10 protein-coding genes and 1 other annotated feature are annotated in these 15,467 nt (G+C 40.4%); all 10 genes read right to left on the reverse strand.

Features of this window, described 5'->3' with window-relative positions:
• Nucleotides 1-86: 86 nt before the first annotated feature.
• Complete coding sequence (locus GKE48_RS00650) at nt 87-635, reverse strand: histidine phosphatase family protein (protein WP_154300252.1); 549 nt, start codon at nt 633-635, stop codon at nt 87-89.
• 144 nt (nt 636-779) lie between these two features.
• Nucleotides 780-1,973: an elongation factor Tu gene (gene tuf / locus GKE48_RS00655; RefSeq protein ID WP_012738561.1), complete on the reverse strand. Its 1,194-nt coding sequence runs from the start codon at nt 1,971-1,973 to the stop codon at nt 780-782.
• A gap of 121 nt (nt 1,974-2,094) precedes the next feature.
• Complete coding sequence (gene fusA, locus GKE48_RS00660; RefSeq protein ID WP_055216123.1) at nt 2,095-4,257, reverse strand: elongation factor G; 2,163 nt, start codon at nt 4,255-4,257, stop codon at nt 2,095-2,097.
• A 24-nt stretch (nt 4,258-4,281) separates the two neighbouring features.
• The gene (rpsG, locus tag GKE48_RS00665) at nt 4,282-4,752 is read right to left on the reverse strand and encodes a 30S ribosomal protein S7 (protein ID WP_012738559.1); all 471 of its coding nucleotides are present in this window, start codon (nt 4,750-4,752) and stop codon (nt 4,282-4,284) included.
• A 219-nt stretch (nt 4,753-4,971) separates the two neighbouring features.
• Nucleotides 4,972-5,391 carry a 30S ribosomal protein S12 gene (gene rpsL / locus GKE48_RS00670; protein WP_041687887.1) on the reverse strand — a complete coding sequence of 140 codons (420 nt, stop codon included), beginning with the start codon at nt 5,389-5,391 and terminating at the stop codon, nt 4,972-4,974.
• Nucleotides 5,392-5,609: 218 nt separating this feature from the next.
• Nucleotides 5,610-9,227, reverse strand: coding sequence for a DNA-directed RNA polymerase subunit beta' (rpoC, locus tag GKE48_RS00675; protein WP_154300253.1), 3,618 nt, complete (start codon nt 9,225-9,227; stop codon nt 5,610-5,612).
• Between the two features lie 18 nt (nt 9,228-9,245).
• Complete coding sequence (gene rpoB / locus GKE48_RS00680) at nt 9,246-13,223, reverse strand: DNA-directed RNA polymerase subunit beta (protein WP_055287172.1); 3,978 nt, start codon at nt 13,221-13,223, stop codon at nt 9,246-9,248.
• A 292-nt stretch (nt 13,224-13,515) separates the two neighbouring features.
• Nucleotides 13,516-13,881, reverse strand: a complete 366-nt coding sequence (gene rplL / locus GKE48_RS00685) for a 50S ribosomal protein L7/L12 (RefSeq protein ID WP_012738555.1) — start codon at nt 13,879-13,881, stop codon at nt 13,516-13,518.
• An 82-nt stretch (nt 13,882-13,963) separates the two neighbouring features.
• Nucleotides 13,964-14,467: a 50S ribosomal protein L10 gene (gene rplJ, locus GKE48_RS00690; RefSeq protein ID WP_118009065.1), complete on the reverse strand. Its 504-nt coding sequence runs from the start codon at nt 14,465-14,467 to the stop codon at nt 13,964-13,966.
• 76 nt (nt 14,468-14,543) lie between these two features.
• Nucleotides 14,544-14,688: a sequence feature (ribosomal protein L10 leader region), on the reverse strand.
• Between the two features lie 75 nt (nt 14,689-14,763).
• Nucleotides 14,764-15,459 (reverse strand): 50S ribosomal protein L1, encoded by a 696-nt coding sequence (rplA, locus tag GKE48_RS00695; protein WP_012738553.1) that lies wholly within the window; start codon nt 15,457-15,459, stop codon nt 14,764-14,766.
• Nucleotides 15,460-15,467 lie beyond the last annotated feature (8 nt).

Below are 15,467 nucleotides of genomic sequence, written 5' to 3' on the forward strand. Positions count from 1 at the left end.
AAGTCTCATTTATTAACTTCTATACTTATATACGAAACCAAGCATGATTTGGTCTGAATAAATCGTAAAAATTATGTTTTATAATATTATATAAGCTTTACTACCTGACAATTATCAGTCATTCCATCCCAGAATTTATCCAGTGGTGTTCCTCTGAATTTTGCTATAATACTGCAGTTCATTGCACCATGACCAACAATCAGTATATCTTTACCACTATTAACCTGTGGCATAACCACATTATCTATAAACTCTCCTGTTCTTGCAAAAAGCTCCTCAAAGCTTTCCCCACCTTCAACTGTAACATACTTATCAGGCTTCTTAAAAAGAGTATTAATCGGACAGTCATCTATAGCAAATGAATTTTCTATTCCTTCATATACTCCAAATCCCATCTCAACAAGTCTGTCATCTGTATACACAGGAACATTTCTTCCCTTCAAGAAAATCTCCGCCGTTTCTTTTGCTCTTTCTAAAGGAGATGAATAACATATGTCAAAATGTATATCTGCATACCGTTTCCCAGCCTCTGCCGCCATCATTCTACCTTCATCATTAAGCGGTATATCTGTTCTTCCCTGCAATTTATGACGCACATTCCAGTCCGTCCTGCCATGACGCATTATGTATAGCATGTTGTACTCCTCTTTTTATCATATTCCAGTTCATTACTTCGCGAGCACGACCGCTAACTTTCCATGACTTCTCAAGGAGCTGCCCGCACAAAAAAGGGTTTCCGATAAACTCGGAAACCCTTGAAAGAACTGTATTAATAACAATTACTCGATGATTGTTGCAACAGCACCAGAACCAACTGTTCTACCACCCTCACGGATAGCGAAACGAAGACCCTGCTCCATAGCTACGTTATGGATAAGTTCAACTGTCATCTCTACGTTATCACCAGGCATGCACATTTCTGTACCAGCTGGAAGCTCACAAACACCAGTTACATCAGTTGTTCTGAAGTAGAACTGTGGTCTGTAGTTGTTGAAGAATGGAGTATGACGTCCACCCTCGTCCTTTGTTAATACGTAAACCTGAGCTGTAAACTTGTGGTGTGGTGTGATTGAACCTGGCTTGCAGAGAACCTGTCCTCTCTGGATTTCGTCTCTCTGAACACCTCTAAGAAGTGCACCAATGTTATCACCTGGCTGAGCCTCATCAAGAAGCTTTCTGAACATCTCGATACCAGTTACAACTACCTTACGGATATCTTCATGGATACCAACGATTTCAACTTCCTCATTAACGTGGAGAACACCTCTCTCTACTCTACCAGTAGCAACAGTACCACGTCCTGTGATAGAGAATACGTCCTCTACAGGCATAAGGAATGGCTTATCTGTATCTCTTTCTGGATCTGGAACATACTCATCAATAGTATGCATAAGCTCAAGGATCTTATCTCCCCATTCGCTGTTAGGATCTTCAAGAGCCTTAAGAGCTGAACCCTGGATGATTGGAGTATCATCTCCTGGGAATCCGTACTCGTTAAGAAGTTCTCTGATTTCCATATCTACTAATTCAAGAAGTTCTGGATCATCAACCATATCACACTTGTTCATGAATACAACGATGTAAGGAACACCAACCTGACGAGCAAGAAGGATATGCTCTCTTGTCTGAGCCATAACACCATCAGTAGCAGCAACAACAAGGATACCTGCATCCATCTGAGCAGCACCTGTGATCATGTTCTTTACATAATCAGCATGTCCTGGACAGTCAACGTGTGCATAGTGTCTCTTCTCTGTCTCATACTCAACGTGAGCTGTAGAGATAGTGATACCTCTTTCTCTTTCCTCTGGTGCCTTATCAATATTCTCGAATGCAACAGCCTCACCTGTACCAAGTCTCTCATGAAGAGTCTTTGTGATAGCAGCTGTTAATGTAGTCTTACCGTGATCTACGTGTCCGATTGTACCAATGTTACAATGTGGTTTTGTTCTCTCAAATTTAGCCTTTGCCATTGTTTAAAATCCTCCTAAAAATATTTAGATTACCCTGAGGGGTATCCCCCTCGGGCTTTGTCATAGCTGATATTTATTATATTTCATTTGCTGAAATATTTCAACTATATTTTTATAGTTATTACTTATTTCTATCAGAAATAACCTTATCCTGAACAGACTTTGGAGCCTGCTCATACTTATCGAAGAACATAGAGTAGTTACCACGACCCTGTGTCTTAGAACGAAGGTCAGTAGCATATCCGAACATCTCAGCAAGTGGAACGAATGCTTTAATCATCTTACCACCTGAGATATCTTCCATACCCTCAATACGTCCTCTACGTGAGTTGATATCACCGATTACATCACCCATGTATTCTTCTGGCATAGTAACCTCAACCTTCATGATAGGCTCAAGAAGGGCAGGTGCTGCCTTAGCCATAGCATCCTTGAATGCCATAGAACCAGCAATGTGGAATGCCATTTCTGAAGAATCGACTTCATGGTATGAACCATCGTAAATATCTGCTCTAAGTCCGAGAACTGGGAATCCAGCTAAGATACCTGAATTAGCAGCTTCTCTGATACCGTCAGCAACTGAAGGGATATATTCCTTAGGAATAGCACCACCAACTACTGAAGACTCACAGAAGAGTACTGGAGGTTCGTTAATTAATACTGTGTTCTTTGTCTCAACATCAAACTTATCAACGTTAGCTTCAAGTGGTGAGAAACGTACTTTACAGTGACCATACTGACCACGTCCACCTGACTGCTTAGCATACTTACTATCAACATCAACTGCCTTAGTAAAGCACTCTCTGTAAGCAACCTGAGGTGCACCAACGTTAGCCTCTACCTTGAACTCACGAAGAAGTCTGTCAACGATGATATCAAGGTGAAGCTCACCCATACCAGCGATGATTGTCTGACCTGTTTCCTGATCTGTATGAGCACGGAATGTAGGATCTTCTTCAGCAAGCTTTGCTAAAGCTTCACCCATCTTACCCTGGTCATTCTTAGTCTTTGGCTCGATAGCAAGCTCGATAACTGGCTCTGGGAATTCCATAGACTCTAAGATAACTGGATGTGCTTCATCACAGATAGTATCACCTGTTACTGTAACCTTAAGACCTACTGCAGCAGCGATATCTCCTGAGTAAACCTTATCAATTTCTTTTCTCTGGTTAGCGTGCATCTGAAGGATACGGCCAACTCTTTCTTTCTTATTCTTATTAGAGTTAAGTACATATGAACCACCGTTTAATGTACCTGAGTAAACTCTGAAGAATGCTAACTTACCAACGAATGGATCAGTCATAATCTTGAATGCAAGAGCTGCAAATGGCTCTTCATCAGATGACTTTCTTGTTACTTCGTTACCGTCTTCGTCAACACCTGTGATATCTGGGATATCTGTAGGAGCTGGCATGTACTCGATAACAGCATCAAGAAGCTTCTGAACACCCTTGTTCTTATAAGCTGTACCGCAAAGACAAGGAATAGCTGTACCCTCGATAGTACCCTTTCTTAAAGCAGCCTTTAACTCTGGAACTGAAATTTCCTCATCATTAAAGAACTTCTCCATAAGGTCTTCATCAAGTTCAGCACACTGCTCAACGAGCTTGTCATGATATTCCTGAGCCTGGTCCTTTAAATCGTCTGGAATCTCACCAACAGCGATATCATCACCCTTATCTCCGTTGAAGACATAAGCCTTCATTTCGAATAAGTCGATAATACCCTGGAAGTCATCTTCCTTACCGATAGGAATCTGTACAAGTACAGGATTCTTTCCAAGCTTTGTAATAAGCTGGTTGCATGATCCGAAGAAATCAGCACCCATCTTATCCATCTTGTTCATGAAAGCCATACGAGGTACATTGTACTTATCAGCCTGACGCCATACATTCTCTGACTGTGGCTCAACACCGTTCTGTGCATCGAATACACCTACGGCACCATCAAGTACTCTAAGTGAACGCTCAACCTCTACTGTGAAGTCAACGTGTCCTGGAGTATCGATAATGTTAATACGGTATTCTGGCTGTGTCTTATCTGGCTTACCCTCTTTCTCAGGTGTCCAGTGACATGTTGTAGCAGCTGAAGTGATTGTGATACCTCTCTCCTGCTCCTGGGCCATCCAGTCCATAGTAGCAGTACCTTCATGAGTATCACCAATCTTGTGATTAACACCAGTATAATAAAGGATACGCTCTGTTAATGTTGTCTTACCAGCATCAATATGAGCCATAATTCCGATATTTCTGGTTCTCTCCAATGGATATTCTCTTCCAGCCATGGATAAAACCTCCTATAATTATAATTAGAATCTGTAATGAGCAAAAGCCTTGTTTGCTTCTGCCATCTTGTGCATATCTTCTTTTCTCTTTACTGATGCACCTGTGTTGTTAGCTGCATCAAGAATTTCGTTAGCGAGTCTTTCTTCCATAGTCTTCTCGCCTCTTGCTCTAGAGAATGTAGTCATCCAACGAAGAGCTAAAGCCTGTCTTCTGTCTGGCTTAACTTCGATAGGTACCTGGTAAGTAGCTCCACCGATACGTCTAGCCTTAACTTCAAGAACTGGCATAATATTGTTCATAGCTTCTTCAAATACTTCGATAGCTGGTCTCTCAGTCTTAGCTGCAACTCTATCAAAAGCACCGTAAACAATCTTCTGAGCTACTCCTCTCTTACCATCAAGCATAATGTTGTTGATAAGCTTAGTAACTACCTTATTGTTGTAAATAGGATCTGCTAATACATCTCTTTTCTGTGTATGTCCTTTACGTGGCACGGTTCTTCCCTCCTTAATAAATTTATTAAATCATAGGTACTCACAAATAAAAAATGTGTTCGCGCCGTATATATTAACCTGCAACCTCTTGATTAATCTAATTCCGGCACAATTCAAAATTTAATTTGTTCGTAAAAATCAGATTCTTACAAATCTGACTCTTGCAAATTGTAAAACTTGCATGCATTCATATAAATGCGTGTCTTAATTCAGGCTTAATTACTTAGCGTCCTTAGGTCTCTTAGCACCGTACTTAGAACGAGCCTGTCTTCTCTTTGCAACACCTGCTGTATCAAGTGTTCCTCTGATGATGTGGTATCTTGTACCTGGTAAATCCTTTACTCTTCCACCTCTTATAAGAACAACACTATGTTCCTGAAGATTGTGTCCCTCACCTGGGATGTAAGATGTTACCTCGATACCATTAGAAAGACGTACTCTGGCGATCTTTCTAAGAGCTGAGTTAGGCTTCTTAGGTGTAGCAGTCTTAACAGCTGTACAAACACCTCTCTTCTGTGGAGAAGAGATATCTGTTGCCTTCTTCTGAAGAGAGTTGTAACCCTTCTGAAGAGCTGGTGCTGTAGACTTCTTTACTGCAGTCTTTCTTCCCTGTTTTACTAACTGGTTAAATGTTGGCATTCCGTTTTCACCTCCCGAAATTAGAATAATGAATGGTTGCATCTTAGTATCAACTAAGAAAATGTTTTGTCACCAAAACAGCGCAAAAATAGTACTTGCCTATTCGCACGCTTTATTAGTATATATATTTGCAAATTCAGTGTCAAGCATTTTTTCAAAAAAAGACAAAAGCGTGCCAGATTTTATCAATCTGACACGCCATAAGTTTCTATAAAGAATTAATCTTCCTGTGTGAAAACAAGCTCGTCTTCACCAGACTCATCTTCATCTTCCTCAATGTAGTTATCTGTAGAACTGATCTTGATATCCTGATAACGCTTCATACCTGTACCGGCAGGGATAAGCTTACCAATAATAACATTCTCTTTAAGACCAATAAGTGGATCAATCTTTCCGTTAATAGCTGCATCTGTAAGAACCTTAGTTGTCTCCTGGAATGAGGCAGCTGACATAAATGATGTAGAAGCAAGTGAAGCCTTAGTAATACCAAGGATAATCGGAGTACCTGTAGCAGGTGTCTTTCCTTCTTCCTCAAGTCTCTCATTAACTTCCTGGAACTCAATTGTATCAACCTGTGATCCTGGAAGGAACTTAGAATCTCCAGCTTCATCAACAACTATCTTCTTAAGCATCTGACGAACGATAAGCTCAATATGCTTATCATTGATATCAACACCCTGGATACGGTAAACCTTCTGAACTTCACGAAGGAGATAATCCTGAACAGCTCTTACACCAAGAATTCTTACGATATCATGTGGATTCTCAGAACCCTCTGTGATTTCCTCACCCTTAGCAACAACCTGTCCTTCAACAACCTTTTCTCTTGTATCCTTAGATAATGGATAAGCCTTTGAATTACCTTCATCGTCAGTTATAACGATTTCAGTCTTCTTCTCAGTCTTAACAATACTTACAGTTCCGCCAAACTCAGCAAGTACAGCAAGCATCTTAGGCTTTCTTGCCTCGAAAAGCTCTTCTACTCTAGGAAGACCCTGAGTAATATTATCACCGGCAACACCACCTGTATGGAATGTTCTCATAGTAAGCTGTGTACCAGGCTCACCGATTGACTGGGCTGCGATAATACCAACAGCTTCACCAACCTGAACAGTCTGACCAGTTGCCATGTTAGTTCCATAACATTTAGCACATACACCAATGTGTGAACGGCAAGTAAGGATTGTTCTAATCTTAACCTTATCAACACCAGTCTTAATAATAGCTTCTGCTCTCTTAGGAGTTACAAGATGGTTAGCTTCAACAATAACCTCACCTGTAGCCGGGTCAACAATATTCTCAGCTAAGTATCTTCCTGTAATACGCTCCTGTAATGGCTCAAGGATATCTTCCTTGGCATCACTTGAGTTAGTAGCTCTGTTATTAACAAATGAGTAAACATACATACCAGGTATCTGCTTACCTGCGCTACAATCTGTCTCTCTGATAATAAGATCCTGAGAAACATCAACAAGTCTTCTTGTAAGGTATCCTGAATCGGCTGTACGAAGGGCTGTATCTGAAAGTCCTTTACGGGCACCGTGAGCTGAAATAAAGTATTCCAGAACATCAAGACCTTCACGGAAGTTTGACTTGATAGGAAGTTCGATAGTGTTACCTGATGTATCAGCCATCAAACCACGCATACCTGCTAACTGCTTAATCTGCTGGTTAGAACCACGGGCACCTGAGTCAGCCATCATGAAGATGTTGTTATATTTATCAAGACCCTGAAGAAGGGCATCCTTAATCTTATCATCAGTCTCCTGCCATACGCGGATAACATTCTTATGTCTTTCCTCGTCAGTAGCCTGACCTCTGTTATATTTAACAGTAATCTGTTCAACTTTCTTTTCTGCCTCAGCAAGAAGCTGCTTCTTAACTGGTGGCACTGTCATCTCAGAAATAGAAACAGTCATGGCAGCTCTGGTAGAGTACTTATAACCCATAGCCTTGATATCATCAAGAACCTCTGCAGTTGTTGTAGTACCATGAGTATTGATAACATGCTGTAAGATATCCTTAAGCTGCTTCTTTCCTACATGGAAATCAACTTCTGGAAGTAATAAATTCTCTTCCTTGCTTCTGTCAACATATCCTAAATCCTGAGGGAGAATCTCATTAAATATAAGTCTTCCAAGTGTAGACTCAATATTACCTGAAAGCTCTTCTCCGTTAACATTCTTAGTTACATGAACCATAATCTTGGCATGTAATGTAATTATACCATTCTCATAAGCAAGAACTGCTTCATTAATGCTCTTGAAAATCTTGCCCTCACCCTTTGCACCTGGTCTTTCCTGTGTAAGGTAGTAAATACCAAGTACCATATCCTGTGAAGGAACGGCAACAGGACCACCATCAGATGGCTTAAGAAGGTTGTTAGGTGAAAGAAGCATAAATCTACACTCAGCCTGAGCCTCAACAGAAAGCGGAAGATGGACAGCCATCTGGTCACCATCGAAATCGGCATTGAACGCTGTACATACAAGTGGATGAAGCTTAATAGCCTTACCTTCTACAAGAATTGGCTCGAAAGCCTGAATACCAAGTCTGTGAAGTGTAGGAGCACGGTTAAGCATAACTGGATGCTCTTTAATAACGTCTTCAAGTACATCCCATACTTCTGGCTCAAGATGTTCTACGCTCTTCTTAGCTTTCTTAATATTATCTGCAAGATTACGTCTTACAAGCTCTCTCATAACAAATGGCTTGAATAACTCAATAGCCATCTCTTTAGGAAGACCACACTGGTAAATCTTAAGTTCTGGTCCTACTACGATAACTGAACGTCCTGAGTAGTCAACTCGCTTACCAAGAAGGTTCTGTCTGAAACGTCCCTGCTTACCCTTTAATAAATCTGATAAAGACTTAAGTGCTCTGTTACCAGGACCTGTTACTGGACGACCATTTCTACGTCCATTATCGATAAGAGCATCAACAGCTTCCTGAAGCATTCTCTTCTCGTTACGTACAATAATTTCAGGAGCTCCAAGCTCAAGAAGTCTTGCAAGTCTGTTATTTCTGTTAATAATTCTTCTGTAAAGATCATTAAGATCTGAAGTTGCAAAACGTCCACCATCAAGCTGAACCATAGGTCTTAAATCTGGTGGAATTACAGGGATTTCTGTAAGAATCATCCACTCAGGCTTAGTTCCTGCATTCTTAAATGCTTCAACAACTTCAATTCTCTTTATAAGTCTGGCAGCCTTCTGAGAAGTAGTGTTAGCAAGTTCTTCCTTAAGTCTTACTTCTTCTTCTTCAAGGTTAACCATCTGGAGGAGCTCGAGGATTGCCTCAGCTCCCATACCAACACGGAAAGCCTTGCTTCCGTACTGCTCACAGAGTTCTCTGTATTCAGTCTCTGAAAGAATCTTCTTGAAAGGAATATCTGTTTCACCTGGATCAATTACAATATATGAAGCAAAATATAATACCTTTTCAAGGTTCTTAGGACCAATATCAAGAATGAGATCCATGCGGCTAGGAATACCCTTGAAGTACCAGATGTGAGATACTGGTGCAGCAAGATGGATATGACCCATACGGTCTCTTCTTACGCTGGCCTTAGTAACCTCAACACCACATTTATCGCAGACAATACCCTTGTCCTTAATCTTCTTATACTTACCGCAGTGGCACTCCCAGTCCTTGCTAGGACCAAATATTCTTTCGCAGAAAAGTCCGTCCTTTTCTGGTTTAAGTGTTCTATAGTTAATTGTTTCAGGTTTGGTAACCTCACCATGAGACCACTCCAAAATATTCTCAGGAGAAGCAAGCTTAATCTGAATCTTATCAAATTTCATTGACTTATTTGATTTAATTTCTTCTGCCATTATAGTGCTCCCTTCTAATTAATATTCATCTGAATTGCCATCGCCGTAATCGTCATCAAAATCATCGGCCATATCAAAATCAGCTTCATCATCTGAATCTACAGCATCTTCTGTTCCATCTTCATTAAGAGTAACTGTTGACATACCGCCAGCCTTGTACTCTGCCTCTTCCTCTCTGCTGTTTCTTCTGTATCCATTACCTTCATCAAGAACCTTCTTGAAATCAGTAACTTCATATTCAGAACTCTCAAGAAGTCTGACTTCATTGTTGTCCTGATCAAGAACTCTAACATCAAGTGCGAGTGACTGAAGTTCCTTAAGAAGAACCTTGAATGATTCTGGAACTCCTGGTTCAGGAATATTCTCACCCTTAATAATAGCTTCGTAAGTCTTAACTCGTCCTACAACATCATCAGACTTAACAGTAAGGATTTCCTGAAGAGTATAAGCAGCACCATAAGCCTCAAGTGCCCAAACTTCCATCTCTCCGAATCTCTGTCCACCGAACTGAGCCTTACCACCAAGTGGCTGCTGAGTTACAAGTGAGTAAGGACCAGTTGAACGTGCATGAATCTTATCATCAACAAGATGATGAAGCTTTAAGTAATGCATGAATCCGATAGTTACAGGGCTGTCGAAGTACTCACCTGTTCTACCATCTCTAAGTCTTACTTTACCATCACGGCCGATTGGAACACCCTTCCACTCAGCTCTGTGATCTCTGTGTTCTGAAAGGTAATCAAATACCTCTTTATTAAGAACATCTTTATACTGTGCTGTAAATGTAACCATATCCTCAGGATATTCTTCGCCATTCTTCTCAGCCTCAGCCTTCTGGGCTGCAAGCTCTTCATCATCGAATGGATGGTTAGCATAAGCATTTGCCATATCAAGAGTATCCATAATATCATTCTCATCTGCACCATCGAATACTGGTGTAGAAATGTTAAATCCAAGTACCTTGGCAGCAAGACTTAAATGAATCTCAAGGACCTGTCCAATGTTCATTCGTGAAGGAACGCCCAGTGGGTTAAGTACGATATCAAGAGGACGGCCATTAGGAAGGAATGGCATATCTTCAACAGGAAGTACTCTTGAAACGACACCCTTGTTACCATGACGACCAGCCATCTTATCACCAACGCCAATCTTTCTCTTCTGTGCAATATATATACGAACAGATTTGTTAACTCCTGGTGAGAGTTCATCTCCGTTCTCTCTTGTAAATGTCTTAACAGCAACAACGATACCATAAGCACCATGAGGTACCTTAAGCGAAGTATCTCTTACTTCTCTTGCTTTCTCACCAAAGATAGCCCTAAGAAGTCTCTCTTCAGCAGTAAGCTCTGTCTCTCCCTTAGGAGTAACCTTTCCAACAAGAATATCTCCGGCTCTTACCTCAGCACCAACGCGGATAATACCGTTCTCATCAAGATCCTTTACAGCATCTGAACCTGTTGAAGGAAGATCTCTTGTAATCTCTTCAGGTCCTAACTTAGTATCTCTTGCTTCTGTCTCATATTCTTCAATATGAATAGATGTATACACATCATCTCTTACGAGACGCTCACTAAGAAGTACAGCATCCTCGTAGTTATAACCTTCCCAAGTCATGAAACCGATAAGAGGGTTCTTACCGAGGGCAATCTCACCATTAGATGTAGATGGACCATCAGCAATAACATCTCCTGCCTTAACCTCATCGCCCTTGAAAACAATAGGTCTCTGGTTATAGCAGTTACTCTGGTTACTTCTTGAGAACTTAGTAAGCTTGTATTCGCGCGCCTTGCCATCCTTTTCTCTGATAACAATCTTGTTAGATTCAGAAGAAAGAACAACACCATCAGCCTCTGCAACTACACATACACCTGAGTCAACAGCAGTCTTATTCTCAATACCAGTTCCGATAACAGGAGCTTCTGTCATAAGAAGAGGTACGGCCTGACGCTGCATGTTAGAACCCATGAGGGCACGTGTACAGTCATCATTCTGAAGGAATGGAATCATTGATGTAGCAACTGAGAATACCATCTTAGGAGATACATCCATAAGATCTATCTGGCTCTTATCGAACTGAGAAGTTTCTTCTCTGTAACGTCCAGATACAGTATTTCTTACGAAATAACCATTCTCATCAATCTCAGCATTAGCCTGTGCTACATGGAAATCATCTTCCTCATCAGCTGTGAAGTAACGCACTTCATCAGTAACTCTTGGATTCTTAGGATCAGACTTATCTACAATACGATAAGGAGCTTCAACGAATCCATATTCATTAATTCTTGCATAAGATGCAAGAGAGTTAATAAGACCAATGTTAGGTCCTTCAGGAGTCTCGATAGGACACATTCTACCATAATGAGTATAGTGTACATCTCGAACCTCGAAACCTGCACGATCTCTTGAAAGACCACCAGGACCAAGGGCTGAAAGACGTCTCTTATGAGTAATCTCACTAAGAGGGTTATTCTGATCCATGAACTGTGACAACTGCGAACTTCCGAAGAATTCCTTAATAGCAGCTGTTACAGGCTTAATATTAATAAGTGACTGTGGAGATATTCCGCTAAGATCCTGTGTAGACATTCTCTCACGGACCACTCTTTCCATTCTTGAGATACCAATTCTGAACTGGTTCTGAAGAAGCTCTCCTACAGCTCTGATACGTCTGTTTCCAAGGTGATCGATATCATCCTTAGTACCAACACCATATTCAAGGTGCATATTATAATTAATAGAAGCAAGAATATCTTCTACTGTAATATGCTTAGGAATAAGATCAGCAATATTCTTAGTAATAGCTTCCTTAATATCCTCTAAAGACTCATTCTCAGCAAGAATCTGTGCAAGAACAGGATAGTATACATACTCTGTTACACCAAGCTCCTTAGCTTCTTCTTCGCTGATATCAACCCATTTGGTAATATCAACCGCACGGTTAGAAAGAATCTTAACAACTCTGTCAGATACTGTACCATCAGCAGCCTTAACTTCTACAGTAATGAATACTGAAGGAACAGCTGCATCCTGAATAGCCTGTGCTGATTCTCTTGTAAGCTTCTCACCTGCTGTTGCAATAACAGTTCCGTTCTCATCAACAACATCCTCAGCAAGAACCTGTCCTGTAATTCTGCTCTTGAAAGAAAGCTTCTTATTAAACTTATATCTTCCTACGTGTGCAAGATCATATCTTCTTGGGTCAAAGAACATACCTGAAATAAGTGCTTCAGCACTCTCTACAGATAATGGTTCTCCTGGTCTTAACTTCTTATAAAGTTCAAGAATACCTTCCTGATAGTTAGTAGAAGTATCCTTCTCCATAGTAGCAAGAAGCTTAGGTTCCTCGCCAAAAATATCAAGAATCTCCGCATTAGTACCAAATCCTAATGCTCTGATAAGAACAGTAATAGGAACCTTCTTATTACGGTCAACCTTAACATAGAATATATCATTAGCATCTGTTTCATACTCTAACCATGCACCTCTGTTAGGAATTACCTGACAGCTGTACAAGAAAATCTTACCATACTTATCTTTCTGTATATCATAATAAATACCAGGTGAACGTACCAACTGGCTGACAATAACTCGTTCAGCACCATTAATTACAAATGTACCTGTCTTAGTCATTAATGGCAGGTCTCCCATGAAAATCTCATGCTCGCTGATGCTTTCTGTCTCTTTGTTATGAAGTCTTACTGTAACCTTAAGAGGCGCTGCATATGTAGCATCTCTTTCTTTACACTCTTCAATTGAATACTTAACTTCGTCTTCACATAACGCAAAATCTACGAATTCCAGACTTAATCTTCCATTATAGTCTGCAATTGGAGATATGTCATCAAAGACCTCTTTCAAGCCTTCATTCAAAAACCACTGGTAAGAATCCTTCTGCACCTCAATAAGGTTAGGCATCTCAAGAACTTCTTTCTGTCTTGAGAAACTCATACGCATTGCCTTGCCCGACGTTATTGGGCGTAATCTGTTTTTCTCCATTGACGTTTCACCCCTTAGTTTTCTTCACATTAATATATTACATTATCAGTAAATGTGCAAAGAATAAGCACAATTTACCACAATAGTGCATTGTCCATAGTACATCAAAGATATATATATGTCAAGGGATTTTTAAAAATTTCCATGAATATTCAGAATTGTATAAAGATAATAGTGTTTCTGCCATAGCTGGCATAATAAAATAAAGATGTGATTTATAGAAAAAAGAAAAGACAGGAGCCGTGAAGGCCCGCTGTCTTTCTTATTATATTCATTAGAACAATCAAGTGAATTACTTAAGAGTAACCTTAGCTCCAACTTCTTCAAGCTTCTTCTTGATTTCCTCAGCCTCTTCCTTAGAAGCCTGCTCCTTAACAACCTTAGGTGCGCCATCAACAACGTCCTTAGCTTCCTTTAATCCAAGACCTGTGATTTCACGAACAACCTTGATAACCTTAACCTTCTGATCTCCAGCTTCTGTAAGCTCTACATCAAATTCTGTCTTCTCCTCAGCTGCTGCTGCGCCAGCACCTGCTGCTGCAACTACAACGCCTGCTGCTGCAGATACGCCGAATTCTTCTTCACAAGCCTTAACTAAATCGTTAAGCTCTAATACTGATAAACCTTTAATAACTTCAATGATTTCCTGTGTTGTCATTATTATAATCTCCTTTTTAATATTATTCTAAAATTGAAAGAGTATCTATGCTGCTTTCATAGTTAATTCAGTGTTAAACTGATTAAGCAACTTCCTCGTTCTTCTCAGCAATCTGCTTAATAACACGAGCAAAGTTTGTAATAGGTGACTGGATACTTCCAAGTAACTTTGAAAGAAGTTCCTCTCTTGAAGGGATAGTAGCGATTGTAGCGATACCTGCTGCATCGTAGAATGTTCCTTCAACAACGCCACACTTTAACTCAAGAGCATTAGCTGTCTTAGCAAAGTTAGCTAATATTCTTGCAGGTGCTGTAGCATCTGTCTTGCAGAATGCAATAGCATTAGTTCCTTCAAGAGCATCAGTAATTGGCTCGAACTCTGTTCCAGCAACAACTCTCTTTACTAAAGTGTTCTTATAAACCTTATAAACCACACCAGCTTCTCTTAACTGCTTACGAAGCTGTGTATCCTGTTCTACTGTAAGACCGCTGTAGTTAACTACAACAACGCCCTGAGCGCCGTCAAAGTTATCTTTAATCTCATCGATAGTAGATGTCTTAAGGCCTACATTCTTTAAAATAGCCATGAATAATTACCTCCTGTTAGATTCTTGCTTCATATAGAAGCGATTTTGCCTAAGTGAAGATTATTCGTCTATAGTTTCCCTACAAACAAAACCCTCTCTGCCAGCGACAGAGAGGGAATAATTAATCAAATCCTTAAATCCTCGGTAGGCGTGTTACCTTTAACCATCATCAGTAATACTGAATCCGGACCTGCTGTCTACGGCAAAATATTATGTTAACAGCAAAATGCTGCTCACAAGCTGATAGTATACTATCAAAATATATTAATGTCAACCGTTTTTAATCAAAAATCTGATTAACCCACATACTTGGCTGTGCTTAACTTAACACCAGGTCCCATAGTAGAAGTGAGAACTACACTTCTAAGATAAGCTCCCTTAAGTGAAGATGGCTTAGCCTTAACGATTGCATCCATAATAGCCTGGAAGTTGTCTGATAACTGCTCCTCTGTGAATGAAGCCTTACCAATTGGCACGTGAATGATATTAGTCTTGTCAAGTCTGTACTCGATCTTACCAGCCTTGATATCATTAACAGCTTTTGTTACATCCATAGTAACTGTACCAGCCTTAGGGTTTGGCATTAATCCCTTAGGACCAAGTACACGACCAAGACGACCAACAACACCCATCATATCTGGAGTTGCAACAACAACGTCGAACTCGAACCAGTTATCGTTCTGGATCTTAGGAATAAGCTCCTCGCCACCAACGAAATCTGCTCCAGCTGCAAGAGCCTCATCAGCCTTAGCACCCTTAGCAAATACTAATACACGTACAGTCTTACCTGTTCCGTGTGGAAGAACAACAGCTCCTCTGATCTGCTGCTCAGCGTGACGTCCATCACAACCTGTTCTGATATGTGCTTCGATTGTCTCGTCGAATTTAGCAGTAGCGTTCTTCTTTACTAATGAGATAGCGTCTGCTGCTTCATATAATGTCTGGCGGTCAATATTCTTGGCTGCCTCAACGTATTTCTTTCCTCTTTTCATTATAAACC

Origin of the sequence: Lachnospira eligens (assembly GCF_009680455.1) — a bacterium.
Classification (GTDB): domain Bacteria; phylum Bacillota; class Clostridia; order Lachnospirales; family Lachnospiraceae; genus Lachnospira; species Lachnospira eligens_A.

Excerpts from the sequence above, each read along its gene's own strand:
- rplA (WP_012738553.1), bottom strand. The coding sequence starts at position 15,459 with ATGAAAAGAGGAAAGAAATACGTTGAGGCAGCCAAGAATATTGACCGC.
- tuf (WP_012738561.1), bottom strand. The coding sequence starts at position 1,973 with ATGGCAAAGGCTAAATTTGAGAGAACAAAACCACATTGTAACATTGGT.
- rplJ (WP_118009065.1), bottom strand. The coding sequence starts at position 14,467 with ATGGCTATTTTAAAGAATGTAGGCCTTAAGACATCTACTATCGATGAG.
- rpoB (WP_055287172.1), bottom strand. The coding sequence starts at position 13,223 with ATGGAGAAAAACAGATTACGCCCAATAACGTCGGGCAAGGCAATGCGT.
- GKE48_RS00650 (WP_154300252.1), bottom strand. The coding sequence starts at position 635 with ATGCTATACATAATGCGTCATGGCAGGACGGACTGGAATGTGCGTCAT.
- rpsL (WP_041687887.1), bottom strand. The coding sequence starts at position 5,391 with ATGCCAACATTTAACCAGTTAGTAAAACAGGGAAGAAAGACTGCAGTA.
- rpoC (WP_154300253.1), bottom strand. The coding sequence starts at position 9,227 with ATGGCAGAAGAAATTAAATCAAATAAGTCAATGAAATTTGATAAGATT.
- rplL (WP_012738555.1), bottom strand. The coding sequence starts at position 13,881 with ATGACAACACAGGAAATCATTGAAGTTATTAAAGGTTTATCAGTATTA.
- fusA (WP_055216123.1), bottom strand. The coding sequence starts at position 4,257 with ATGGCTGGAAGAGAATATCCATTGGAGAGAACCAGAAATATCGGAATT.